The organism is Sphingobium abikonense NBRC 16140 (assembly GCF_001598335.1).
GTDB classification, from domain to species: domain Bacteria; phylum Pseudomonadota; class Alphaproteobacteria; order Sphingomonadales; family Sphingomonadaceae; genus Sphingobium; species Sphingobium abikonense.
Genome location: NZ_BCYT01000006.1, coordinates 41770 through 65022, shown reverse-complemented (window position 1 = coordinate 65022; position 23253 = coordinate 41770). Strand labels below are relative to the sequence as shown.

17 protein-coding genes are annotated in these 23253 nt (G+C 66.2%); 2 read left to right on the top strand and 15 right to left on the bottom strand.

The window, feature by feature from the left end:
• Nucleotides 1–7: 7 nt before the first annotated feature.
• From SAB01S_RS08985 to SAB01S_RS08975, 3 genes are all read right to left on the bottom strand, one after another.
• Nucleotides 8–2515: a putative bifunctional diguanylate cyclase/phosphodiesterase gene (locus SAB01S_RS08985; RefSeq protein WP_062732705.1), complete on the bottom strand. Its 2508-nt coding sequence runs from the start codon at nucleotides 2513–2515 to the stop codon at nucleotides 8–10.
• A gap of 108 nt (nucleotides 2516–2623) precedes the next feature.
• Complete coding sequence (locus SAB01S_RS08980) at nucleotides 2624–3439, bottom strand: arginyltransferase (RefSeq protein WP_021224860.1); 816 nt, start codon at nucleotides 3437–3439, stop codon at nucleotides 2624–2626.
• A 114-nt stretch (nucleotides 3440–3553) separates the two neighbouring features.
• Entirely contained in the window at nucleotides 3554–4801 is a 1248-nt protein-coding gene (locus tag SAB01S_RS08975; protein ID WP_062732704.1) for a threonine ammonia-lyase, read from the bottom strand.
• Nucleotides 4802–4899: 98 nt separating this feature from the next.
• On the opposite strand from SAB01S_RS08975, the gene SAB01S_RS08970 reads away from it, so the two are divergent.
• Together SAB01S_RS08970 and SAB01S_RS08965 are read left to right on the top strand one after the other, a co-directional pair.
• On the top strand, nucleotides 4900–5769 hold the full coding sequence (locus SAB01S_RS08970; protein WP_062732703.1) for an NAD(P)-dependent oxidoreductase: 870 nt from the start codon (nucleotides 4900–4902) through the stop codon (nucleotides 5767–5769).
• Complete coding sequence (locus SAB01S_RS08965; RefSeq protein WP_062732702.1) at nucleotides 5766–7472, top strand: amidohydrolase; 1707 nt, start codon at nucleotides 5766–5768, stop codon at nucleotides 7470–7472. Before SAB01S_RS08970 ends, SAB01S_RS08965 begins: the two co-directional genes overlap by 4 nt.
• Before the next feature lie 18 nt (nucleotides 7473–7490).
• Here SAB01S_RS08965 and SAB01S_RS08960 read toward each other — a convergent pair whose 3' ends face one another.
• From SAB01S_RS08960 to SAB01S_RS08905, 12 genes are all read right to left on the bottom strand, one after another.
• Nucleotides 7491–9233, bottom strand: coding sequence for a hypothetical protein (locus SAB01S_RS08960; RefSeq protein WP_062732701.1), 1743 nt, complete (start codon nucleotides 9231–9233; stop codon nucleotides 7491–7493).
• A 2-nt stretch (nucleotides 9234–9235) separates the two neighbouring features.
• The gene (locus SAB01S_RS08955) at nucleotides 9236–9982 is read right to left on the bottom strand and encodes an FkbM family methyltransferase (RefSeq protein ID WP_062732700.1); all 747 of its coding nucleotides are present in this window, start codon (nucleotides 9980–9982) and stop codon (nucleotides 9236–9238) included.
• Nucleotides 9979–11124, bottom strand: a complete 1146-nt coding sequence (locus tag SAB01S_RS08950; RefSeq protein ID WP_062732699.1) for a glycosyltransferase family 4 protein — start codon at nucleotides 11122–11124, stop codon at nucleotides 9979–9981. The genes SAB01S_RS08955 and SAB01S_RS08950 overlap by 4 nt, the downstream gene beginning before the upstream one ends.
• Nucleotides 11121–12422 (bottom strand): hypothetical protein, encoded by a 1302-nt coding sequence (locus SAB01S_RS08945; RefSeq protein ID WP_083951250.1) that lies wholly within the window; start codon nucleotides 12420–12422, stop codon nucleotides 11121–11123. The genes SAB01S_RS08950 and SAB01S_RS08945 overlap by 4 nt, the downstream gene beginning before the upstream one ends.
• Nucleotides 12419–13156, bottom strand: a complete 738-nt coding sequence (locus tag SAB01S_RS08940; protein WP_062732698.1) for a class I SAM-dependent methyltransferase — start codon at nucleotides 13154–13156, stop codon at nucleotides 12419–12421. Before SAB01S_RS08940 ends, SAB01S_RS08945 begins: the two co-directional genes overlap by 4 nt.
• A 62-nt stretch (nucleotides 13157–13218) precedes the next feature.
• Entirely contained in the window at nucleotides 13219–14349 is a 1131-nt protein-coding gene (locus SAB01S_RS08935) for a glycosyltransferase family 2 protein (protein WP_062732697.1), read from the bottom strand.
• Between the two features lie 2 nt (nucleotides 14350–14351).
• Nucleotides 14352–15701 (bottom strand): sugar transferase, encoded by a 1350-nt coding sequence (locus SAB01S_RS08930; protein WP_062732847.1) that lies wholly within the window; start codon nucleotides 15699–15701, stop codon nucleotides 14352–14354.
• Between the two features lie 237 nt (nucleotides 15702–15938).
• Nucleotides 15939–17834, bottom strand: coding sequence for an XrtA/PEP-CTERM system amidotransferase (locus SAB01S_RS08925; RefSeq protein ID WP_062732696.1), 1896 nt, complete (start codon nucleotides 17832–17834; stop codon nucleotides 15939–15941).
• A gap of 11 nt (nucleotides 17835–17845) precedes the next feature.
• Nucleotides 17846–19381, bottom strand: coding sequence for an exosortase A (gene xrtA / locus SAB01S_RS08920; protein WP_062732695.1), 1536 nt, complete (start codon nucleotides 19379–19381; stop codon nucleotides 17846–17848).
• Nucleotides 19378–20592, bottom strand: a complete 1215-nt coding sequence (locus SAB01S_RS08915) for a TIGR03087 family PEP-CTERM/XrtA system glycosyltransferase (RefSeq protein WP_062732694.1) — start codon at nucleotides 20590–20592, stop codon at nucleotides 19378–19380. Before SAB01S_RS08915 ends, xrtA begins: the two co-directional genes overlap by 4 nt.
• Nucleotides 20589–21659 carry a FemAB family XrtA/PEP-CTERM system-associated protein gene (locus tag SAB01S_RS08910; protein ID WP_062732846.1) on the bottom strand — a complete coding sequence of 357 codons (1071 nt, stop codon included), beginning with the start codon at nucleotides 21657–21659 and terminating at the stop codon, nucleotides 20589–20591. The genes SAB01S_RS08915 and SAB01S_RS08910 overlap by 4 nt, the downstream gene beginning before the upstream one ends.
• A complete protein-coding gene (locus SAB01S_RS08905) occupies nucleotides 21656–22501 on the bottom strand; it encodes an XrtA system polysaccharide deacetylase (protein ID WP_062732693.1) in 846 nt (281 codons plus the stop codon). The genes SAB01S_RS08910 and SAB01S_RS08905 overlap by 4 nt, the downstream gene beginning before the upstream one ends.
• Nucleotides 22502–23253 lie beyond the last annotated feature (752 nt).

The following is a 23253-nucleotide window of genomic DNA, read 5'->3' as shown; positions in this document are numbered from 1 at the left end:
AAAGGCGTCAGCGCATCCTGGCGGTAATGGCGTCGAAAGGCTGGGGCCGGCCCAGATGAAACCCCTGGCCGATCGGGCAACCATGGGCCAGCAGCAACTGCGCCTGCCCTTCTGTTTCCACGCCCTCCGCCACGACTTCCATGCCGAAACTGTCGCCCAGTTTCACGATCGCATCGACAATGGCCGCATCGCCCGCATCATTGTCCATGTTGCTGACGAAACTGCGGTCGATCTTGAGCACGTCGACCGGATAATGTTTGAGGTGGCTGAGCGAGGCATAGCCGGTGCCGAAGTCGTCCAGCGCGACCCGCACCCCTTCCTTCGCGAAACAGCGCAGGGCGGTGGCAACCTGATCCGCGCCCCGGCCCAGGAACACGGTTTCCGTGACTTCTATTTCCAGATGGCGCGTGGGGATATGCGCCTGGACGAGGCGCTCCAGCACCGAATCTGCAAAGCCCGCATGGGTAAAGTCCGCCGCCGACGCGTTGAAGGCGACGCTGCCGGGATCAAGCCCGGCATCCAGCCAGCGGACCATATCGCGCAGCAGCTTGTCCAGCATCGTCTGGGTCAGTCCGACCGCGATTTCCCCATGGTCGAAGGCGGCGGCGATGGACCCGGGCGATTGCACCCCCAAGCGCGGATGCCGCCAGCGCAACAAAGCTTCATAGCCCGTGATCATGCGGGTGCGCAGATCGACCTTGGGCTGGTAATAAGGCATGATCAGGTCATCGTGGATAACCTGGCGCGCCATGTGGATCATGGAACTGCGTTGCTGGGCTTCGGCGCGCAACGTGGAGTGGAACAGCGTCAGCCGTCCGCGACCGGCCGCCTTGGACGCATAGAGCGCCAGATCCGCGGCCTTGAACAGTTCATCGCCTTCGCTGCCGGCGTCGCCCCCGAACAGCGCCGCGCCCATGCTGACGCCGCAATCGAGCGAGCGCCCTTCATGCATATGCGGTCGACGCAGGGTTTCGATCAGCGCCTTGCCCCAGGCTTCGACCCGCGCGGCGTCACCCAGAGCGCTGGACAAAAGGCCAAATTCATCGCCCCCCAGGCGGCCGATAACGGCATCGGGTGGCGCAGCCGCCTGTAACCGCTCGGCAAACGCACAGAGCAGCGCGTCGCCCGCGTCATGGCCCAGCGAGTCATTGGTGCGCTTGAGGTCGTCGATATCGAGCAGAAGCAGCGCGAAGCTCTCCCCGGACCTGCGTGCGGCTTGCGCCATGGATTCCAGCGTTTGTTGCCATGCGGACCGGTTGGGAAGCCGGGTCATGGCGTCATGCGATGCAGCCCAGCGAATACGCTGCTCACTGTCCTGCTGTTCGGTTACATCAAGGAAGGTGATGATGATGCGAAAGGACCGGTCGGTATCGCATTGCGTCGTCCAGCCCGTGCTCTTGATCCAGCGCAGCGCGCCATCTGTGGCGCGGTAGATTCGCAGCATATCCTCAAAATGTGCTGGCATGACGCCAGCGGCCACGGCGACCAGCTTGGTCTGCAAACGTGGACGGTCATCTGGATGGACGAGCGACAACGCCAGTTCGGCGGTCGGCGCCACATCGCGCGACACCCCCAGCATCGCGCGCAATTCCGGCGACCAGCTACGCTGCCCTGTCCGGCTGTCAAAATCCCATATGCCAAGCCCGGCGGACTGGATCGCCAGCCGGAACCGCTCCTCGCTTTCAGCAAGGTTGCGCTCGGCCATGTGACGCTCATGCACATCCTCCAGCGATCCATACCAGCGGATGATGCGGCCATCTGCATCCCGGCGCGCGGCCGCACAGGCGCGCATCCAGCGATAGTCGCCCGACCGCAACCGCACGCGATAGTCGACATCGACCGGCTCGCCGCTAGCGAGATGGCGATCCCAAACGGCCCGCACATGCGGCGCATCGTCGGGATGCAGCATCTTGATCCAGCCAAAGCCGCGCACTTCGTCGTCCGACAGGCCGGTCAATTCCGCCAGGCGCGGCCCGACTTCCTCGATCGCGCCGTCCGGCGCCGCGGTCCAGGGCACCTGCGGGCTGAGCGCGACCGACCAGCGATAATGATCCCGGCTTTCAGTAACCGCGGCGGACAGCAACTCCTGATAGGGCTGCGCATCCTCCACTGTGCCGAAATAGCACCAGTCGCCGTCTGCCAGGACGTGACGGCGCATCTGTACGCGGCACCAATGGCGGACATCAGGCGCAAGCGCGATGGTCATCATCAGAGGTTGCGGCTGGTTTTGTGCGCCAGCGGCCACCAGCGCGCGGCGGTCCGCAGCATCCAGCAAAGCGCGCCAGCCCAGACCAATGGGATCGACGAGAGGGCTTACGGACGGCCCCGAAACGGGCCACCATCCGATCAGGCGTCCCCGCCGATCCGCCACCCATCGTATTACAAGCGGCGAGAGGGTATCGAACAGAGCGGAGGGCAGCATGCCGCCGGCCAATGGCGACATATCCGTGCTGGCATGGTCCTGCCCAGCCAGGCCCAGCCCTTGCAAAAACCGGCGGTCAACGAACCGGTCCACCGCCTTCTCCCTCCAAGCAAATTTCTGCCTCGGACAAGGATTTAGAGGAAAAGGTTAAAGATTTTGCCTATGTCTATCCTGCCCGAAACCCTGGTCCGGGCAGGCCGCCTATTTGCGCAGGATCGTTGCCAGGTCCGCCGTCAGCGGCGCGCGATCGGCTCCGGCGAAAGCGGAGGCCGTGTCGGCTTCGGTCGGGTCAAAGCGTTTCCAGCCGTCGCGGCTCAGCTTTTCGAGCGGCTGATACCGCACCTTATACTGCATCCGCGCCGCGCCCTTCACCCAATAGCCCAGATAGACATAAGGCAGGTCGGCGGCGGCCGCGCGCAGGATATGGTCCATGATGATATAGTTGCCCAGGCCCGGACGATCCGGCGACTGGGTATCGAAGAAACTGTAGATCATCGACAGGCCATCGCCCTGCCGGTCGGTGAGGCACGCGCCGACCAGCTTGCCCGGCCGACCGTTGCGGCCCGGCTCGCGATATTCGACGACATGGCTGTCGACCGGGGTCTGTTCGACCATGTCGGCAAAGTCCATTTCATCCATTTCGGTCATACCGCCGCCGGGATGACGCGCGTTGAGATAGCGTTGAAGCAGGGCGAACTGCTCCTCCGTCGACCAGGGCTTGCACGCGCTGACCACCAGATCCTCGTTTCGGCGCAGCAATTTGCGCTGCGTCGCGTTGGGACGGAATTCCTGCGTGACCACGCGCACCGACACGCAGGCGGTGCAATCGACACAGCTGGGCCGATAGGCCACGTTCTGGCTGCGGCGAAAGCCGATGCGGCCGAGCGCGTCGTTGAGTTCCGCCGCATTGTCGCCGGACAATTCGGTGAAAACCTTGCGCTCGCTCTTGCCCGGCAAATAGGGGCACGGGCTGGGATTGGTGACGAAGAAGCGCGGAAAGCGAAACGGCGCGGTCACGCTTCTCCCCCCGGTCCTGTGCTGTCAATCCCTTGCGTCATGCGCTCGTTATGCCGATCCCGCGCGCGCAATAAAAGCGCGTTTACTATCAAAAAATGGGGGCCGACCGTCCCATTATGCAACCTCGATCGGCGCGACCTCATAGCCGGCGGCGCGCAGCGCGCCGAGCAGGTTCTGGAGATGGTCGCGGTCGCGCGTTTCGCATTCGACGTCGAGGCTGAGGCCCTTGGCCGGCAGGTTGGTGAAGATGCGCTGATGCGACAGTTCGAGGATGTTGACCGCTTCCTGGTCGAAGATGCGCGCGACGTTGAACAGCGCGCCCGGCCGATCCTGCAAGATGATGCGCAGCCGCGCCAGCCGGCCCGAGCGGGCGAGGTCGCGCAGCAGCACATTGGCCAGCAGGCGCGTGTCGATATTGCCGCCCGTCAACACCAGCCCGACCCTGCGCCCGGCAAATTGATCGCGATGCGTCAGCAAGGCGGCAAGGCCCGCCGCGCCAGCCCCTTCCACCACCGTCTTTTCGATCTGGAGCAGCAGGCTGAGCGATTCTTCCAGCCGCCGCTCGTTCACCAGCACAATGTCGTCGGCCAGCCGTTCGACAAAGCGGCGCGTGACCGAACCGGGCTGCTTGACGGCAATGCCCTCGGCCAGCGTGTCGCCGTCGCAAGCGAGGTCCGTGCTTTTCATGAAGCCGTACATGGACGGATAGAGTTCGGCCTGCACGCCAATCAGGCGAATGTCCGGCTTCATCGCGCGCGCCGCCGTGCCCATGCCCGAAAACAGGCCTCCGCCGCCGATCGGGATGACCAGCGTGTCGATTTCCGGCGCGTCCTCCAGCATTTCGAGCGCGACCGTGCCCTGTCCTGCGATGATGTCGGGTTCGTCGAAGGGATGGACGAAGGTCAGCCCCTGCTGCGCTTCCAACTCGCGGGCATGGGCATAGGCGTCGTCGAATTTCTCGCCAAATTGCACCACGGTCGCGCCATGGCTGCGCGTCTGCGTCACCTTGATGATCGGGGTGGTCGTGGGCATCACGATGGTGACGGGCACGCCCAGACGCTTGCCATGATAGGCCAGGCCCTGCGCATGATTGCCGGCCGACGCGGCGATGACGCCCTTCGCCTTTGACGCATCGTCCAGTTGCAGCAGCCGGTTGAGCGCGCCGCGTTCCTTGTACGCGGCGGTGAACTGAAGGTTTTCGAACTTCAGATAGACTTTGCAGCCCAGCATGTCGGACAGCGTCTGGCTGATCAGCGTCGGCGTCTTGACGATCGCCCCGGCAATGCGGGTGCGGGCGGCCAATATGTCATCGACGGTGACGGGCAGCGGCAGGGCGCTTTCGATCTTCGCGAGCGTATTCATGCCCGCCCCCCTAGACGAAAAACAGCTGCGAAGAAACTGGAACTGTCCCGGCACTGGCCCTATGGCGGACGTCCAAGCACGCAAAGATACGAGGCGGGATGGCTAGGATCGCGTTTATCGGCCTTGGGACCATGGGGGCTCCGATGGCAGGACATCTGGCGAAGGCCGGGCATGAGCTGACGGTCTACAACCGATCCATCGGCAAGGCGAAAAGCTGGGCCGAAGCCTATGGCGGCGCGGTCGCTATCAGCCCGGCCAAGGCAGCCGAGGATGCGGACATCGTCATCAGCTGCGTGGGCACCGACGATGATCTGGCGCAGGTGGCGCTGGGGCGAGAAGGCGCGTTTCGATCCATGCAGCCCGGCGGCCTGTTCATCGACCATACGACCGTGTCCGCGCGCATCGCCCGGCAATTGTTCGTGGAGGGCGAAAGCCGGGGCATCCACAGCGTCGACGCACCCGTCACCGGCGGCCATTCGGGCGCGCAGGACGGCAAGCTCGCCATCATGTGCGGGGGCAGCGAGCCGGCGGTCGCGGCGGCGAAGATCGTGATGCAGGCCTATGCCACCCGCATCGTCCATGTCGGCGGCGCGGGCGCGGGCCAGACCGCCAAGATGGTGAACCAGATCTGCATTGCCGGCGTTATCCAGGGCCTGTCCGAAGCGTTGCGGTTCGCGCAGGCGGCGGAACTGGATCTGGATGCGGTGTTCGAAGCGATTTCGGGCGGCGCGGCGCAAAGCTGGCAAATGGACCGATATTGGGGGACGATGGCGCGCGACGAATTCGACTTCGGCTTTGCCGTCGACTGGATGCGCAAGGACCTGGGCCTCGCGCTCGACGAAGCGCGCGCCAATGGCGCGACATTGCCGGTGACGGCGATGATCGACCAGTTTTACGCCGATGTGCAGGCCATGGGCGGCCATCGGCAGGATACCAGCGCATTGGTGCGGAGATTGACCCGAGCATGAAGATTTTCGTTTCGAGCGCCGCGATCGCGCTCGCCCTGTGTCCGGCGCCGGTCCTGGCGGCGGGCGTCATCGACAATGTGAACGGCGTCGCGCTGGACGCCAATGGCAGGATCGTGCGCTTCGGCGCGCTGATGATCGACGATGACGGCAAGGTCGAAAAGCTGATCGAGGGCCGGTACAAGGAACCGGAATATAAGCGGCCCAAGAAACGCAAGAAGGGCGAGCCATGGCCCGAACCGCCCAAGGGGCTGGCGTTCAAGCTGGATGCAGGCGGCAAGACGCTGATCCCCGGCCTCATCGACGCGCATGGTCATGTGATGGGCTATGGGCTCTCGCTCATCACGCTCGACCTGTCGGACACGACATCGCTGGCGCAGGCGCAGGACAAGATCCGCGCCTATGTCGCCGCCAATCCGGGCCGCAAATGGATCATCGGCACGGGCTGGAACCAGGAACAATGGGGCCTGGGCCGGTTCCCCACCGCCGCTGACCTGGACGCGGCGGTCAGCGATATTCCGGTGTGGCTGGAACGGGTGGACGGCCATGCCGGCTGGGCCAACAGCGCCGCCATCCGCGCGGCGGGAATCACCGGCGCGACCAAGGCGCCGGCGGGCGGGCGGATCGAAATGGCAGGCGGCAAGCCTGCGGGCGTGTTCGTCGACCGGGCGATGGACCTGATGCAAAAGGTCGTGCCCCCGCCCGCGCCCAAGGACCGCGACCTGGCGCTGGAAAAGGCGCAGCGCGCGCTACTGTCGATGGGCATCACCGGCATTGCCGACATGGGCACCAGCATCGAGGATTGGCAGGCGTTTCGCCGGTCGGCCGATCGCGGGGCGCTGCGCGTGCGGATCATGTCCTACGCCATGGGGCTGGACAATATGGTGCTCATCGCCGGGCCGGAACCGACGCCGTGGCTGTATGACGACCATCTGCGCATGGGCGGGATCAAGCTGTTGCTGGACGGCGCGCTGGGATCGCGCGGGGCGTGGCTGAAGGCCGACTATGCCGATGCGCCGGGCCAGCGCGGGCTGCGGATGATCCCCGACACGCAATTGCGCAATATCATGAGCCGCGCGGCGATGGACAATTTCCAAGTCGCGATGCACGCCATTGGCGATGCCGCCAATGGCGAGGCGCTGGACGCGATCCAGGAACTGGCCGAAACCTACAAGGGCGACCGGCGCTGGCGCATCGAACATGCGCAGATCATCGATCCGGCCGACCTGCCGCGCTTCAGCCCGCTGGGCGTGATCGCGTCGATGCAGCCGGTGCATGAGGCGTCGGACTGGCGCATGGCGACGGCGCGGCTTGGCGAAGCGCGACTGGCGGGCGCCTATGCGTGGAAGACGATGCTCGACAATCGCGTGCCTCTCGCCTTCGGCTCCGACGTGCCGGTGGAAAGCCCCAATCCCTTCCCCGGCATCGCGGTCGCCATGTCGCGGGAGGATGCGAAAGGTCAGCCGGTTGGCGGATGGATGCCCCAGCAGCGCGTGAGCTTTCAGGCGGCGCTCGACGGCTTTACCCGGCAGGCGGCCTATGCGGGCTTTGCGGAAAAGAAATTCGGCAGCCTGGTGCCCGGCCAGCGCGCCGACTTCCTGCTGATCGACCGCGATATTTCAACCGCGCAGCCAGCCGATATTCGCACGACACAGGTTCTCGAAACCTGGATCGGCGGCAAGCGCGTCTATGTGAAGGGGCAGTAACGCCCCTTCCCCCCCTCGCTACATGGCATTGTCGGCGGTGTTGAAAGCCTCCTCCATGGTCTGGGGCAGCGGCGGCTGCACCGGCTTGTCGCAGCCCGCATCCTTCATATGCGCGCGCAGCATGTCCATGCGGTCGAGGTTCCAGCGCGCCAGCGGCACGCCCAGCGGCCGGAAGTCGGCGCGCTCGAACAATTGCACCACATAATTACGGCACAGTTCGTCGACCTGCTCGATCGTCAGCATGCCAAGGTTCATGACCATCGGCCGTCCCGGCACGCCGTTGCGCCCGCGTACCAGGTCGGTGACATAGAGGCCGCCGCGCGGGTCAACCAGCACGACGTCGGCTTCGCTGGAATCGATCAGCCGGTGGCTGGCGGCATAGGGCGCGACAAATTCGTAGGTCCGCCAGACAAGATAGCCGCTCGACAAGATGGTGATGAGCAGCCCGATCAGCACCGGCCGCATGACGTCCCGCAGGCGGAAACGCGCCCAGCCCAGCCCGGCAAGCAGGCAGAAGGGACCAATGAAGCCATGGGCATAGCGAAAGCCCCAGCCATAGCCCTGCGCCAACGCCAGCCCGCACCCCGCCACGCAGCCCAGCGCCAGCGGCAGCGCGATTTCCCGCCCGGCCAGCAGCGCGCGCCATCGCATCGCGGCGACGCTCAGCGCGGCGAGCGGCACCATCAATATGTTGTTCCAGGCGATATAGCGGGTGAGGTTCACCAGCGGCTGCCAGCGATCGCCCAGCCGTTCAAACAGGCTGCCGACCTTGTCCGCCACGCCGGCCGACGGGCGAACATCCGCCGGCGCGCCCAGCGCATGCAACAGGAAACCCGGCCACAGCTTGGCCCAAACAACGACGATCGCCACCAGAGTCAGCGCATGGAAAGCCGCCACTCCCCAGCGGCGCGCCAGCAGCATCCACAGGATGAAGGGCGCGATGAACAAGGGCGGGAAATGCCATTGATGCAGCCCCGCCGCGATCAGCGCCACCAGCCCCGCCGCGCCATGGCCCAGCCACCCGCCGCGCAGGACCAGCGCCAGCCAGACGAGATTGAGCGCGAAATGCCCGGTCATCGCATAGGGCGTCATCGCCGTGACCCACAGCTGGCTCGATGAAAAGCCCAGGATCAGCGTGACCCAGACCGCATCGGGCCGGTCGGGCATCAGCCGCAGCGCAACCCGCCACAGCGCAACAAGGCCGGTCATGAGCAGCACCGGCCCGGCGAGATTGGGATCGCCCAATTGCCAGAATAAAGCCTGGATCGCGCTGTTCACCGGCAGATAGGCGGCGGTCCAGTAATCCGCCGCGCCGAAGGGCGAGAAAAATTCCGGCATGATCGCCCGGCGATAGGGTTCCCACTCGATCGGGATGGGCCGGGCGAACAGCCCCTCACGCATATAGGCGGCGGCGAAGCGGGCGACTTCCTCGTCCCGGCTGATCGCATAATCCTGAAACAGCGCATAATGGCCGGTCCAGGCGGCAAGGCCCAGCAATACGACCAACGGTATCACAATGCGCGCGGTGGGGGGCGGCAGGCTGAAACCGCGCCCTTCCGCCCAGGGCGCGGCGAGCGCCAGCAGTGCCAGAGCGCCCAGCAGCGCGGGCAGATCCTGATCGAGCAGCAGGATGACGGCGAGGCTGATCCCCTGCCGGTAGGTGACATGCCACAGGAAGGTGCCAAGCACCCAGAGCGTCAGGCACAAGGCCCCCACCAGGAACAGGCGTCGCGCGGACACGAACGATCCGGGCGCGCCCATGGTCAGTCGCGCACCAGCGCCCGGTTGACGAAAATGCCGTCCATTTCGACCAGCAGCGGGAAATGCCCCTTGTTATTGGCGAAGAAGGCGGACGGCACGAAATCGCGCGCCTCCAGCCAGTCGATCATCGCGCGATAGCCGGTTCCGCCGTCATAAATGGGGCGCACGCCCAGTTCGGTCTGGACGCCCAGCATCCGGCCGATCTGATCCCCCGCGCCTTCACATACCGACAGGTCATGGCCCTGCGTGTCCATCTTGAGGAATGGCCGGGCAAAGCCATGCTGTGCCATCAGGTCGGGCAACAGCGTATCGAGCCGGCGGCATTGCATCTCGACCGTCTTTGTCACCTTGTTGCGATCGGCAAAGATGGCGTCCTGCGCGCCGGACGGCTTTTTGAGCGAACTGAACTGGTCGGCCGCCATGATGTTGAAGCTGGCCGTGCCGTCGAAGTCGGACAGCGCCATGTTGAATACATGCCAGCGCGAATCGGCGGCGGCGCGCTTTTCCAGCAGCGCGAAAATATCGGGATTGGGCTCGAAGGAGAGGATGAGCCCCCTATAGCCCGCATCCCGGCGCGCCATCGTCGCATATTGGCCGCGATTGGCTCCGACATCGAACAGGCAATCGACGGCGAAGCTGGCGAGGAACCGGCGCAGCGCCTGCACCTCCGGATATTGGTGGACGCGTCCCGCCGCCGCCAGCCGCATCGCCAGCAGCCGATCGCCCAGTTCGCGGCGATAGCGGTTCATGCCCGCTGCTCCAGCACGCGCCGATAGATGCCGATCGTCGTTGCCGCCATTTCCCGCCAGGACCCCATAGTTTCTCCATAGGCGCGCGCACGGGCGCCCTGTTCCCGCGTCATGGCGGCGCTTTTGATCAGGGGCAAGAGCGCCCGGCCCAAGGCCTGCGCGTCCCCCGCCGGTGCGCGGGTGGCTACGCCCTCCGGCAACTGGCCGAACATGCCCGCGTCCGACGTCACCATCGCCTTGCCATGATGGAGCGCGGACAGAAATGCGCCGCTCGAATCGATATGGCGATAGGGAAAGACGATCATGTCCGCGCACGCCATATGCGCGTCGAGCCGGGCTTCGGTCAGGAAGCCGAGGTCCGTGACCAGCCGGTCGGCGAAACCGGCGCGCGTCACGGCGTCGATCATCGGCGCCATGTCGATGAAGGGCTTGCCCGCGATCGCCAGTTCGAAGCGATGACCCGCGCGCCAGAGAGAAAGGCAGGCGTCGATCAGCACGTCCACGCCCTTATAGGGGCGTATGGTGCCGAAAAAGAGCAGGCGCGGCAGCAGCGGGGGCGGCACGGCGGCAAGGTCCGCCGACGTGGCTGGCGCGAGGCGCATGGGCGGGTGCGGCGTCACATGGATGCGGGCCGGGTCGATGCCCTGCGCCATCAGTGCGGCGCGCGTCGTTTCCCCATGCACGATCAAGGCGGCGAACCGGTCGAGCAGCGCGCGATAACCGCGCCCCTGAACCCCGGCATCGGCATGATAGGCGTCGGCATTGTGGACGGTGTGGACCAGCGCCACGCGGCCCGCCAGCCGCTGCAGCATCAGCCGGTCGGCGGGCGCGAGCGGCAGCCATTGGACATGGACGACATCGGCTGGCGTCAGCGGACGCAGGTCGCCCAGTGCGCAGGTCAGCCCATATTCCGCCGCCTTCGCCAGGCGAAAGGCGCGCCCTTCGCCCAGCCGATCGCGCAGCGCCTCGCTGCGGCGGAAGAAATGGGGGCGATAGCTGTAACCCCGCGGTTCGATGGCATCGGTCGAGCGCATCGGGCGGCCGAGCAGCGTCACCTGCGCTCCCTCCCTAACCAGCGCCGCGCACAGGCTATCGTCATAGCGCCCGGTGAAAAGCGACGGATCGAGCATCGCGACTTTCATGCGCGCGCCAGCTTTCGGAGCGAGAGAAGATGCAGCGCCGCCACCGCAAGGAGTGTGAGCGCGTAAAGTGTCAGGAAGCCAAGATCGAAGCGGCCGGGGAAGACCAGCAGCGCCAGCGGCGCGCTGGCCAGCGAACCGGCAAGAAAGGGCAGCGACCGGGCAAGCAGATGCGCGAAACGGCCAAGCGCCGCCTGGACATAGACCGACACGCTGATCACCGTCAGCGCGGCGAGCGCCAGCAGGATGAGGCCGATGTCCGCCCGGTCGATGCTGGCCTGGCCATCGAACAGGATCAAGAACAACCGGTCGCCCGCACCCCACAGGACCGCCGCCAGCGCCAGCGCGAACAGCATGGCTGCACCCAGCGCCCGGGCCAGCAATTGCCGCAGCCGCGGCCGGTCGCCGGCATGATAGGCGCGGGTGATGCGCGGCAGCGCCGCCTCCACCAGGGCGCGGACCAGCATCGACAGGGCGCGCGCCATCTTGAAGAAGAAATCGAACACCAACATCGGCCGCGCGTCCGACGTCGCCGCCGCGATGGTGAAATAGGGCGCATTATAGGCGATGATGTCCGACACGGTAAATGCCGCCGACGCGCCAATGTCGCGCAGATAGTGGCGGCGGACATGCCCGCCGCCCACGCGCACCGCCAGCCAGTGATGGGCGCGCATTCCCAGCCGCCGATGAACATGGCCGATGGCGATGCCGATCATGACGGCGCTGGCAACCAGTTGCAGCGCCACCGACAGACGGGGGTCGAGGCCCGCAAGGATTGCCAGCAGCAGCGCGATGGTGAGCACCCGGCGCGCGCAATCGAGCGCCTCCCACAGAAAATTGCCATCGACCGCCGCAAGCGCGCGCTTCGCCAGCAAAGCCGGAAGGTTGAGGCAAGCGGATAGAAAGAAGAGCAGGAACAGCAGGGGCATGCCCGTCGCCAGCCAGCCCAGGGCGAGCGCGACCAGCAGGATCAGCGTGCCGCCCGCCATCAGCAGCCCCAGGAACAGGAACAGCACGCCCATTTCCTCCAGCCGGAAGCCGCCATCGTCCGCCTGTTCGCCGCGCTGCAGCCAGTGCCTCCGCAACCGGGCATAGATGATACTGGTGAGCCCGAACTCCGCCGAAATGGTGAAATTGCCGAACGCGACCAGCAGCAGGAAGGCCTGAAATTCCGCTATGGGCAGCACGCGGACGAACACGAAGGTGACGGCAAAGCCCCAGATCAGCACCAGCCCGACATTGGCCAGTTTCACCAGGGCCAGGACACGGGCGCTGCCCTCCAGCCGGGCAAGGCGGCTCATCGCGGCTTGCGCGCCCGAAACAGCCGGTCGTCGAGCGCGTAGAAATGGCGCAGATCGGGGTCGATCGACTTGGCGTCAATCTCTTCCAGATCGAAACCCGCCGCGCGGATGCGGTCGGCAAAATCGGGGCCATATTGGCGGACATGGTCCCACTGGCCAAAGCGCCGCTCCCGCTCGCGCGGGGGCATGGCGAAGCTGCCATCCTCGGTCGGCTTGTCCCATAATGGCACGATCAACCAGGCTTCGCCGCCCGGCTTCAACGCGCGCAGGACATTGCGCAGCACCGCCATGTCGTCGGGCACATGCTCCATCACATGGCTGGCGTAGAACAGGTCGTAGCGATCGACGTCGGCCAGTTCCATCAGGTCGACGCGCCGCATGGCCGGCACCGTGTAGCGCGCGGGGTCGAGATCGGCGGGGACATAGTCGGCGGCAGTGGAAAAGCGGCGGACCAGGCTGCCCTCATTAGGCGCCATGTGCAGCACCGAGCCCTCGACCGGCACGGTCAGCCGCCCTTCCCCGATCAGCCAGTTCATCAGCCGCTCGCGCGGGGATGCGCCGCAGGCCGGACAACCCCATTCGGGATTGTCGCCATAGCGGAAGAAGCCCACCACCGTCCTGCCACAAGCCGGGCAGCCGCGCGACGCGCGCGCGCCCAGCGCCTGGCGCAGTTTCAGCGCGGTCCGGGTCAGATGCTTGCCGGCGGCCTTGGCCACCCGCTGGACAGTAATCACGTCAGTCTCCGCATGGGGTCAGGCGAGCGCCTATACTATATCGCCGCGCAGAAGCGAGAGGGTCAGCGCGATTGGGCCGGGTTCCAGATGGTGACGGTGCGCCCGCGCATCGCCTTTGTCACGCCCTGCAACGTCGCGGCATAGGCGATCAGCATGTCGAACAGCGCCGCCAGCGGGCCGCGCCGCGCGCGAAGGCTCGTCACGACGGCGACGGCGGCAGCAGCCATGCCGATAGCGAAAAGCAACGGAGAGACGCGCCACGCAAGGATGGCGGCGGCAAGCGCCCCGATGAGGATGAACGCTCCGCCGAACCAGCGGACGATCTTGCGCGAGGCATATTTGAAGCGGTCGATCGCGGCCATGCGGCGCAATTGCGGGCGCAAATAGCGGTGCGTGTGCCAGGCGCGCGCGGCGATGCGGACCTTGCGCCGATATTCGTCGCCACGCGCCGTCACCAGCCGTTCGCGGGCGATGACATCCTGCGCCTTGATGAGCCGCCGGCCCGCGAACACAACCGCCATCGACACGGTAAGGTCGTCGAGCACGCTGTCAGGGAAATCGGGATAAAGGCTGCGGCGGATCGAGAAGATGGAGCCATCCGCACCCAGAACGTTGCCGGTGCGCGATTCCTCGTCCTTCAACCGTTCCTCCAGCCGCCAGTAGAGCGACCCGACCGAAGCAGTGGCGCTTTCGTTTGCGCCGACATAGTGGAGCGAACCCAGCACGCCGCCAATGTCGGGATCGGCATAGCGGGCGAGCAACCGGTCGATGGCGTCGGGGTCCAGCAGCACATTGGCGTCGGTGAAGATCAGCACTTCGCCACGCGCGCTGGCGGAAAGCTGCTTCATGCCATGCGCCTTGCCGCTGCGGCCGGGGCCGCGCAGCAGGGTGACATGACCAGCCGCCGCGATCAGGTCGCCGGTGCCGTCGCTCGACCCATCATCGAAGGCGAGGCACTCAAGATCGGGGTGGCGCTGGCGCAGCATCGCCAGATTGGCGAGCTTGTCCGGCATCGCCGCAGCTTCATTATAGGCGCAGAAGAGGAGCGAGGCACTGGGGGCCGGCACTGCGACCGGATGCTCCGGCCGGGTCGGCAACACGCGCAGGACCAGCGGATAACAGAGAAACGGCCAGGCGACGGCGATCAGGCACAGCAGCAGGATAGCCAGCAATATCAGGTCGATCGCCGCCATTTTTAATAGGCCTTGTGATGCACGAGTACGCCCAGCGTCGCGACGATGATGCGCATGTCGCGCCAGATCGACCAATCGCTGACATATTCCAGGTCCGACTGAAGCCGGTCGATCAGGTCCTGATGATGGTCGGTGGAGCCGCGATGGCCACGCACCTGAGCGAGGCCGGTCATCCCCGGCTTGATGCAATGGCGCGCCCAGTAACGCGGGTCGACTTCCCAATAAAGGCTGTTGCCCGCCTTGGCGGCAGCGGCATGGGGACGTGGGCCAACAATGCTCATGTCGCCTTTCAACACATTGAAAAGCTGTGGCAATTCATCGATGCTGGTGCGCCGCAGAAAGGCGCCGACACGGGTCACGCGATCATCGTCGCGGCGGGTCAATGTCGCGGCCTGATGATCGCTCGCATCGGTCCGCATCGAACGAAATTTGTAGATGGAAAAGGAACGCGCATCCTTACCGATGCGTGGTTGGCGGAACAGCGCCGGGCCGGGACTGGTCAGCCGCACCGCCAGCGCCGCGCCGATCAGGACTGGCGACAGCAGGATCGTCGCCGTGCCGGCAACGATCAGGTCGAACAGGCGCTTGATCAGGCGATCGCGGAACTGGAGCGGCCCGCCCGCGACGATGATCGTGGGCTGGCCATCAAATTGGTCGACGCGCGCAGGCGCAAAGCGCAGCAATTCGGGCACGACGATCTCGCCGCGCGCAGACAAGGATTTGAGCGCCGCCGACCAGTCATCCATGCGCTCCATCGGGCAGGCGACGATGACCCGTTCCGCCATGCCCACCGCGCCGGCCAGCCGGGCGGCCATGTCGGCGTCATGCCGTTCGGGGTGCAGATTGGCGGCATCGGCGTCGATGATGCTGGCGTGAAAGCCGGTCGCGATCGTCACCCCGTCCAGGATGACGGCGGTCAGATGCGGCACGCCGCCCAGCAGGCTGACCGCCAGCCGCGCCACCGCCATCCGCACCAGCGCCAGCGCAACCGCACCCAGCCCCAGCCCCGTGACAAAGGTCAGGCGCGACAATTGCTCGGCAATCTTGCCCAGATAGACGATCAGCAGCATCAGCAGCGCCGCCTGCGCCAGCGCCCACAGCGCCCGCACGATCCCACGCCGCAGATGGTCGATCGTGTTGATGCCATAGGCCCCGCCTTGCACCGCCAGCAAAGCGTAGAGCGGCGCGACCATGGCGAACATGACGATGCCGTGTGGCTTGCCCGGCTCGCCCCAAAGCGCACCCAGCACGAACCAGTTGGCGGCCAGGAACGCGCAGAACAGCCCCGCCATGTCCCCCGCCAGACACAGCGCATAGAGGCGCAACCGCACCATTTCTTTGGAAACTGTCATGCTGCTATTGTGCATCATCATCGCCTGCTGCGTTGGCACTGTGGGCAAGCGGTGGCAAGGGGGGCTATGAAGACGGTGCTTCTCGACTTGGACAAGCGCAGACAGAGATATACCCGTTCGTGCTGAGTAGGGGCTGAGCGAAGTCGAAGACCCGTATCGAAGCATAATCCTTCGATACGCCATTTCGCCAGGCTCAATGGCTACTCAGGACGAACGGTGAGATTCGCGCTTTTCGAACTACCCCCCAAACAACCGCCCCAGCGCCTTGTCCAGCATCAGCAATTGCCACAGCAGCCGGCCATGGTCCGCCACGCCCGCCTTGTGGTCCGTGGCGACCTTCGCCAGCATCCGGGCGTCGAACCAGCCGGTTTTCGTCAGGGCGGAGCCGCCGGCGATCGCGCTCGCTTCGCCCGCCAGAGCGCCGCGGAACCAAGCGCTGATCGGGGTGACGAAGCCCATTTTCTGGCGGTAGAGTATGTCCTGCGGCAGGAACGGCTCCATCGCCTTCTTCATCAGCACCTTGCCGCTGTTGCCGCGGATGCGGTGCGCCACCGGCAGGCGCGCGGCGAATTCAACCAAGCGATAGTCGAGCAAAGGCTCGCGCGCCTCCAGGCTGACGGCCATGCTCATGCGGTCGGTCTTGGTCAAAATGTCGCCGGGCAGCCAGATGCGGATATCGGCATATTGGGCGCGGTCCAGCGGATCGCGCGCGGGCGCATTCGCCATCGCCTTGATATAGCGATCCTCGGCGCGATAGCCGCCCAGCCGGCTTTTCATCTCCTGGCTGAACAGGCGCTGGCGCACGGCGCGGGGCGTGACGCCGACCGAGGCGGCATAGGCTTCGCCCCCATCGCCCGCCAGTTCCAGGAAGGTCGACTTGGCGCGCAGGACACGCGGCGCCCAGTCGGCTTTAGGATAATAGCGACCCAGCGTTCCGAACAACGGCTGGCGCACCGACGCGGGGATCAGGCCGCGCAGCCTTTCCCCCTGCATCTGGAAGCGATGGCGGCGATAGCCCGCAAAGGCTTCGTCCGCGCCATCGCCAGACAGCGCCACCGTCACCTGCTCGCGCGCCAGTTCGCACACCCGATAGGTGGGCAGAGCCGAAGCGTCGGCAAAAGGCTCGTCAAAATGATGGGCCAGCGTGTCGATCAACCCATAATCATCGGGTGATACGATGCGCGCGCGGTGATCGGTGGCGAAGCGCCGGGCCACTCGGTCGGCATAGGCGGTTTCGTCGAGGCTCGCGACGTCGAAGCCGATGGTGTAGGTCTGAACCGCCCGGCTCGAAGCTTCGGCCATCAGCGCGACGACGCTGCTGCTGTCGACGCCGCCCGACAGGAACGCGCCCAGCGGCACGTCGGCGACCATGCGCGACCGCACTGCCTGCCGCATCAGCGCGACCAGTTCTTCCTCCAGCGCCTCTGGCTTCGCCTTGCTACGATCGGCGAAGCTGACGTCCCAATAACGCTGTGGCTGCGGCAGCGGGCGGCCCCGCACCAGCCGCAGCGTTTCGCCCGCGCCCAGCTTGCGCACGCCCGCAACCAGGCAGGCGTCGTCGGGAATATAGCCATAGGCCATATAATCCTCGACCGCCGACAGGTCCGGCGCGCGGCGCAGCAGCGGGTGGGCGAGCAGGCTTTTCAATTCCGATCCGAAGATCAGGCTGCCGTCCGACAGCAGCGCATAATGAAGCGGCTTCACCCCCAGCCGGTCGCGCGCCAGCCAGAGCGATTGCGCCCGCGCGTCGAAGAGCGCGAAGGCGAACATGCCGTTGAAGCGATGTACGCAGTCCTCGCCCCATTGGCGGTAGCCGTGCAGGATGACTTCGGTGTCGCTGGAGGTGCGAAAGACATGGCCCTTGGCCTCCAGCTCGGCGCGGACCTCAGCAAAATTATAGATTTCGCCGTTGAAGACGACGGCGAGGCTTTCATCCTCGGTCAGCATCGGCTGCGCGCCGCCGGCCAGGTCGATGATCGACAGGCGCAGATGGCCAAGACCTACCCCCGGCGCGGTCCAGATGCCGCTGCCGTCCGGGCCGCGATGGGGCATCGCGTCCAGCATCGCGCGGACGCGGGCGGGATCGACGGGCTTGGCCGTTTCGAGATGGAAGATGCCCGCTATGCCGCACATGGCATCAGGCTCTAGCGGATACCGATGGCGCGGTCAGCCAAAAGCCGCATGTCGCCCAGATTGTCGAGCAAGGCGGTGATGGCGGCGTCGGCATCCTGCGCTTCGGTCTGTTCGGCGGATACGAGGACAGCAACGGCGCGCTGGTCCCCGCCCAGCAGCCGGGCCTTGAGCGTCGCGAGCTTTACCGCAGGCTTGCTGCCGGTCGGCGCGCCTCCCCCCACGGCATAGGCGCTGACGACATGGCGCACGACCGGGCCGGGCGCAGTGATCTGTTCGCCCAGCGCGCCGGCGGGCGCGCGTGCGGGCGAGGACCAGACCCATTCGGTGTCGGGATCGGCCGCACCCTGCGCGAAGCCGACCAGTTCGCGCCCCTCCGTCTGCCGCGCATAGGTGGCGATGGCGATGTCCACCACCTGCCCGCGCGCGTTGCGATAGCGGCCCGTGACGAAATGATCCGCGCCGTCGAAGCGCGGCCGCCAGGGATAGGCCTGGGGCGCGTCGGTGCGGGTCCAGCCGGATATGGTAGGCAGGGTCAGAGTCGGCGGCAGCGGCTTGGCCGTGGCGGCGGTCGCGGCAAGCCAGAGCGGCGCGGCCACGACCAGCGCCAGCGCGCCGCCGGCAACGAAGGACAATGGCCGGCCCCTCACGGTCATGGATTGCAACGCGCGCGGATCGAACCAGGGGTCCCCGGGCTTGCGATCGAAAAAGGGCCAGGCGACGGCCATGACGATGATCATGATGATGGCGAAGAAGACCCAGCCATAGACGACATGATCGAAACCCACCGCCGCATCGACGGTGGTCATGTGCGCGACCAGGATCGTAGCATAGGCGCGCACGCCATTGGCCAGGATCGACAGGCCGAGCGCCCCTGCAAGGAACAGGATTCGCCGGCGCCAGCTGCGAAAACAGACATTGCACACCAACACGCCATAGGCCGCCATGGCGATCAGGAATTTCGCGCCCGAACAGGCTTCGGCCACCTCGAAATAGCCGGTCGGCGTGGTGATGAAGATGCCCTCCAGATGCGCGGGCACGCCAGTGAGGTCCAGCAGCAGCATCGACAGGCGCGCGGTCAGCAATTGCAGCGGCGGGACCAGTTCCTCGCCAAAGGGCACCATGAAGAAGGCGTAGAATAGCGGGAAGAGCAGCGCGCGCGCCACCGCCGGTCCCAGTAGCGCGATCGTCGCGCCCTGCACCATCAGCACCAGTGCGCCATGGCGGAACAGCGCAACGCCCGCCGCGGCGCCGAGCAGCCAGGCAAAGGCTCCCACGCCGAGCCACAGCAACCCCGGCGTCCAGGCGACCGGCTGCAACTGGCGCAGGCCGGGCAGCCGCTGCTGCACCAGCCAGCCGATCAGCAGGGGAACGAACAGGCAATGGCCAAAGGTCGACGCGTTCCACCAGATCGACACCATGTCGATGACGTCGCGGCGGAACAGCGCCAGGATCGCCACCACTGTCAGGCCGAGCGCAGACAGATGCGCGCGCCATTCGCTAATCACGGACGCGGTGGTCGGCTCCTGCATCGTCGCGGCGTTCGTCATGCGGGCTGCATGTCACCGCAGAGCATGGCCGGCAAGTCGGCCAGTGTCGCGCTCCAGCGATAGCGCTGCTCCATGCGGGCGCGCGCGGCGCGGCCTATCGCCTGCGCGCGGGCGGGATCGGCAAGCAGGTCAAGTGCGGCCTGCGCTTCCCCGGCGGGGTCGGCAGCGACCAGCAGATGATCGCCATGGACGGCGTCGATGCCCTCGGCCGCCTGCGGAGACGCGACGACCGGGCGCGCCATCGCCATGGCCTCCAGCACCTTGTTCTGGATACCGCGCGCGATCCGCAGCGGCGCCACGACCACGTCGGCGGCGGCAAGCCAGCCGCGCACATCGGGCACGCCGCCGGTCACGACGACGCCGGGCAGCTGCGACAGCGCCTCCACCTGCGGCGCGGGATTGCGACCGACGATGGCGAAGCGGGCGGCGGGATGAACCGCCTGCACCCTGGGCAATACGTCGCGGGCGAAACTTTCCACCGCCTCCACATTGGGGCGATAGTCCATCTGTCCGGAGAAGACGAGCAGCGGGCCTTCCCCGTGATCGACCGGATCGACCGCCGAGGCGGGGTCGAAATAGTCGAGCGCGACGCCATTTTCGATGGCGACGACGCGGTCCCGGCCAAGGCCGGTGGCGTCGCGGAACAGCGCGGCTTCCGCTTCGCTCACGAAACTGGACAGGTCGGCGCGCGCGGCGATGCGGCGTTCGAAATTGAACAGCAACCGCCCTTCGCGGCGATTGACCCAGGCCATGGGGCCGCTGCCCTGCCGGCCATAGGCGGCATATTTGGCCGAATCGAAATCGACGAAATCCATCATGAAGCGGACGCCCGGCGCCAGTGGCGGCACGAAATGCGCCATTTGCGCGGAATAGGCGAAGACCGCACGGATCGGTCGCTCGTCAAGCGTCTGCCGCACCCAATGATGCAGGCCGGGATGGTCGAACAGCGACACCAGCATCGACTGGCGCTTTGCAAGGCCGGTGAGGCCCGCAACCAGTTTCGACCGGTCGCGCCGCAGCACGCACTGGGTGGCGGCGACCTGCGCCAGATCGGCGGCAAAGCCCATGTCGCGATCATCGTCGGCAAAGCAGCCGACATGCACCGGCGCGACCTGCGCCAGGCGCTTCAACATGTGGCAGGAGCGGATCTTGTCGCCGCGATCGGGCGGAAAGGGAACGCGGTGGCACAGGAACAGAATGTCGCCGTTCATCCCAGGCCCCGCGCGATCAGCGGGCCGATCAGGTTGGCGACAGGCAGCGGCAATGTCTTCCACAGGTCGATGCGCCGCTGATATTTGGCGCTGTTGGGGTCAATGTCGCGTGCCGCGCCTTGCGGCGACCAGCCATGATAAGCGAGCGGGACAGGTTCGAAGCCAAAGCTCTTCTTCCATGCCGCCTGCCCGCTGCCGACCTTCGACCGGCCGAAATCGAACATCTCCATGCCGCGCGCGCGGGCGTGGCCCATCAGGCGGAAATAGAGAAGCTCGTTGGACCGCAGCCGCCGCGCGTCGCCAATGCCGCCGCCCCAGAAGGGCATAGCCCGGCCATCATGATAGAGAGTAAGCACCGCGGAGACGGCGCGATCGCCGTCGCGCACGATCGCGATGTCGGCATCCTCGCCGAAATGCTCCAGCACCGCACGGAACAGGCGAGCAGGAAAGACAGGCGTGCCAAGGTTGCGTACGCTCGTCGCATAGACACGGTAATGGTCGCGCAGATGGCGGCGCTCGCGCCCGACTTCGAAGCGCAGCGCGGGATTGGCGAGCGCCTTGCGCAATTCGGCGCGGTGCTTGCGCGGAATGGCGAGCAGTTCGGCCTCCTCGTCGGAAGCCAGCGGCCGGGAAAAGCCCAGATGCTGTCCCTCGCGCGTTTGCCAGTCGCCGCCGGGCGCGGGGCCGCCGCGCAGTTCGATGGCTATGTCGCCGCGATCGCGGGACAGGTCGCGCGCCGCTTGCGCCAGCATGGGGACAGCCCGCGCGTCATCGGCCAATATCCCGCCATCGACGGCAAATCCGCTCGACACGAGAGCCTGCCCGAACAACCCGCTTTTCATATGATGCAGCGGCAACAGGCCGCTGATCTTTCCCGAAGGCCCCACCGCCGCCAGCATCACCGCCCGGTTGCCAGTCGCCTCCTCGATCGCGCGCAGCCAGGCCGGGCGATGAAAGGGCGTCGATGCGGCTTGGGCGAGGACATAGTCGTCCGCCCCCCGCGCCTGCGCGGGATCGCGCAGGTCGAGTGTGGTGACGCACAATCCGGCGGCTGCTCCCTGGATCATGCTGCGCATGCCGCCTCCTCATCGGCCAGCGCATCCACGCGGGTCCAGGCGAAGTCGCGCGTCAGGCGGCGCAGCTTGTCCGCCATGACCGACAGGTTGCTGTAATGGCGCAGGCGCGACCGCAGCGGTGCACCCGCCACGCGCGGCTGGCCGGGGTCGATCTCCCACGGATGGAAATAGATGATCGCCGGCCGCCCGGCCTGTTCATTGACCTGCCGGATCGCCCAGCGCGAAAAGCCATAAGGCAGCAGGCGGAAAAAGCCCCCGCCCCCGGCCGCAAGCGTGCGCTTGCCCCATTTGGCGGTCGTCACAGGCAGTTCGACCAGTTCCGCATCCTTGACCGGCTTCCAGGCAAAACGCGGCGAATCGGGCCAGCCATAATGGTCGTGCCGGATCGGTGCGACGCTGGAGGAATAGCGATAGCCTTCTTCCGCCAGGATCGCATGTGCCCAGGGCGTGCGCGGATCGATAGAGAAGCTGGGCGCGCGATAGCCTGTCACCGCCTGCCCGCTCGCATCCTCCAGCAACCCGCGCGCCTTGCGCAGATCGGCGCGGAACTGATCGGGCGTGAAGGTGAAGACGCGCGCATGGTCATAGCCATGGCTGGCGACCTCATGCCCGGCATCGACGATCCGCCGCATCAGCGCGGGATAACGTTCCGCCACCCAGCCCAGGGTAAAGAAGGTGGCGCTGACGCCCGCTTGCGCGAACAGGTCCAGCACCGCGTCGGTGTTGCGCTCGACGCGATGAGCAAGGCCGTCCCAGTCGGCGCGGTCGATCGTGCGTTCGAACGCGCCGACCTGGAACCAGTCCTCAACATCGACCGAAAGGGCGTTGCGCATGACGTTCCTATCCAAGTGGCGCGGCGCGGATCAGGCGACGGCCGCGTCCCGCGCGACCCCGTCCATCCGGTCTTCCCGCTCGACCCATTCGACCAGCATCGTCAGCACGCGGCGCAGCGCAACGTCATGCTCCTCCGCCCGGAATTCGAGAGACGCCAGACGTTCCTCGATCAGGGTGAAGCAATCCTTCAGGGCATCGGGATCGATGGTCTGCGGCGGCGTGAAGGGCGCATGCGACTGCACGGCGCGCAGCGACGCGATTTCCGCGCGCAATGCAGCGATTTCATCCTGCATGGTGCGGCGCAGGTCGCTCATGCTTTCGACCGGCTCGTCCGTTGCCGCAACCGGCGCTGGCGCATCGCCTTCGTCCAGCACGTCCTCAGCGAAATGGTCGAGCGATGTCTGCATCTCGGCAATCTCCGCGTCCATGTCCGACTTGCCGTCCGACACTGGCGTTGGCTCCGGCGTGGGCTCAGAGTCTGGCGCGATCCAGGACTCCGCATCCCAGTCCGCCACATCGGCATCCTCTTCCTCGCGCGGAACCATGTTCGACGGCGGGGCGAAGGGCGCGCGATCGGCTGGCCGCGCGAAGGGGGCGGCTTCGTCGATCGGGGCGTTCAGCGCCGCATCGACAGGATCGACGAAGGGCGTCGGCTCCGCATCCTGGCTGACCGCATCCGCCACGTCGCTTTCCTCCAGCGCGGTGAAGGGCACCGGTGTCCATTCGTCCTGCGCCTGCTCGTGCGGCACCG

Excerpts from the sequence above, each read along its gene's own strand:
- SAB01S_RS08945 (WP_083951250.1), bottom strand. The coding sequence starts at position 12,422 with ATGAGCCGCCTTGCCCGGCTGGAGGGCAGCGCCCGTGTCCTGGCCCTG.
- SAB01S_RS08915 (WP_062732694.1), bottom strand. The coding sequence starts at position 20,592 with ATGAACGGCGACATTCTGTTCCTGTGCCACCGCGTTCCCTTTCCGCCC.
- SAB01S_RS08905 (WP_062732693.1), bottom strand. The coding sequence starts at position 22,501 with ATGCGCAACGCCCTTTCGGTCGATGTTGAGGACTGGTTCCAGGTCGGC.
- SAB01S_RS08925 (WP_062732696.1), bottom strand. The coding sequence starts at position 17,834 with ATGTGCGGCATAGCGGGCATCTTCCATCTCGAAACGGCCAAGCCCGTC.
- SAB01S_RS08910 (WP_062732846.1), bottom strand. The coding sequence starts at position 21,659 with ATGATCCAGGGAGCAGCCGCCGGATTGTGCGTCACCACACTCGACCTG.
- SAB01S_RS08930 (WP_062732847.1), bottom strand. The coding sequence starts at position 15,701 with ATGACAGTTTCCAAAGAAATGGTGCGGTTGCGCCTCTATGCGCTGTGT.
- SAB01S_RS08955 (WP_062732700.1), bottom strand. The coding sequence starts at position 9,982 with ATGAACCGCTATCGCCGCGAACTGGGCGATCGGCTGCTGGCGATGCGG.
- xrtA (WP_062732695.1), bottom strand. The coding sequence starts at position 19,381 with ATGACGAACGCCGCGACGATGCAGGAGCCGACCACCGCGTCCGTGATT.
- SAB01S_RS08950 (WP_062732699.1), bottom strand. The coding sequence starts at position 11,124 with ATGAAAGTCGCGATGCTCGATCCGTCGCTTTTCACCGGGCGCTATGAC.
- SAB01S_RS08935 (WP_062732697.1), bottom strand. The coding sequence starts at position 14,349 with ATGGCGGCGATCGACCTGATATTGCTGGCTATCCTGCTGCTGTGCCTG.
- SAB01S_RS08960 (WP_062732701.1), bottom strand. The coding sequence starts at position 9,233 with ATGGGCGCGCCCGGATCGTTCGTGTCCGCGCGACGCCTGTTCCTGGTG.
- SAB01S_RS08970 (WP_062732703.1), top strand. The coding sequence starts at position 4,900 with ATGGCTAGGATCGCGTTTATCGGCCTTGGGACCATGGGGGCTCCGATG.
- SAB01S_RS08975 (WP_062732704.1), bottom strand. The coding sequence starts at position 4,801 with ATGAATACGCTCGCGAAGATCGAAAGCGCCCTGCCGCTGCCCGTCACC.
- SAB01S_RS08965 (WP_062732702.1), top strand. The coding sequence starts at position 5,766 with ATGAAGATTTTCGTTTCGAGCGCCGCGATCGCGCTCGCCCTGTGTCCG.